Genomic DNA, 1,109 nt, shown 5'->3' on the forward strand with positions numbered 1-1,109 from the left:
GCGACGCCCGCTGTCCGGGCGCCGCCAGCAGCCGCGCGGCCGGCCGGCCGAGCACGTCCTCGGGCGCGTGGCCGAGGAGGCGCTGTGCCGAGGCACCCCACCCGCAGACATGGCCTTCGGCGTCCAGCACCGCGGCGGCGGCCTTCGCGAGGTCCAGGGGGCTGTGGAAGTCGACGTCGGCAGCATGCGGAAAACGATCCATGGCACCGCTTCCCTCCGTGCACCCTCAGCATCCCGTGCCGCACGGCGGACGACAACCGCACACCCCCCGGGGGGCGGCCCGCCGCGGGCGCCCGTCTCAGGGAGTGCGGAAACCCCGGAAGGTGACCTGCGCGCGGCTCGTGAAGCCCAGCCGTTCGTAGAGCGTGACGGCGACGGCGTTCGCCTCGGCGACGTGCAGGAAGGGGCGGTCGCCGCGGGACAGGACATGGGCGGCGAGGGTGCTCACCAGGCGGCCGGCGTGGCCGCGCCCGCGGGCCTCGGGGGCGGTGCAGACCGCGCTGATCTCGGTCCAGCCCGGCGGGCGCAGCCTTTCCCCCGCCATGGCCACCAGCCTGCCGTGCTCGCGGATGCCCAGGTAGGTGCCGAGTTCACAGGTGCGCGGCCAGAACGGCCCCGGCTGGGTCCGGGCGACGAGATCGAGCATCTCGGGCACATCGGCGGCACCCAGTTCGACCACGTCGGCGGCGGCCGGGGCGAGAGCCGGACCGGGCGTGCCGTCGCCGGCCCAGACCAGTTGCCGGCCCTCGAGGACGAAGACCGGCTCCCAGTCCGGCGGCGGGCCGGCCGGGCTGCTGAACAGCTCCGCGAACGCGCCCGGGCCCAGCAGCCGGGCGAGGTCGGCCCAGTCCGACGGACCCGGGTCGGCGGGCAGTGCGCAGAAGGTCGCGACGTCCGGCAGGTAGGCGGCGGTCCGGCCGAGCCGGCGGGCGAGCCCCGCGTGCCGCCCGCGCAGCGAAGCGCCCACCGGGTCGTCGAGCGCGACGCTCGCACCGCTCGTCATTGCCCTTCCACGCCCTTGTCGCTGCGCAGCACCCGTGGTTCGGCCACGTTCCGCTGACTGCGCGACTCCCGCGAGGACTGCCAGGGCTGCGCGTTCGCCGTCCCGG

2 protein-coding genes are annotated in these 1,109 nt (G+C 76.3%); both read right to left on the reverse strand.

What is annotated here, in order from left to right:
* Nucleotides 1–202: PAS domain-containing protein (locus ABZ646_RS47125; protein ID WP_360534072.1), on the reverse strand; the 202-nt coding region annotated here is incomplete at its 3' end.
* 96 nt (nt 203–298) lie between these two features.
* Nucleotides 299–1,003, reverse strand: a complete 705-nt coding sequence (locus tag ABZ646_RS47130; RefSeq protein ID WP_360534075.1) for a GNAT family N-acetyltransferase — start codon at nt 1,001–1,003, stop codon at nt 299–301.
* Between the last annotated feature and the right edge of the window lie 106 nt (nt 1,004–1,109).

This window comes from Streptomyces sp. NPDC007162 (assembly GCF_040634175.1).
GTDB lineage: Bacteria > Actinomycetota > Actinomycetes > Streptomycetales > Streptomycetaceae > Streptomyces.

Coding starts and splice junctions, on each gene's coding strand:
- ABZ646_RS47130 (WP_360534075.1), bottom strand. CDS start 1,003: ATGACGAGCGGTGCGAGCGTCGCGCTCGACGACCCGGTGGGCGCTTCG.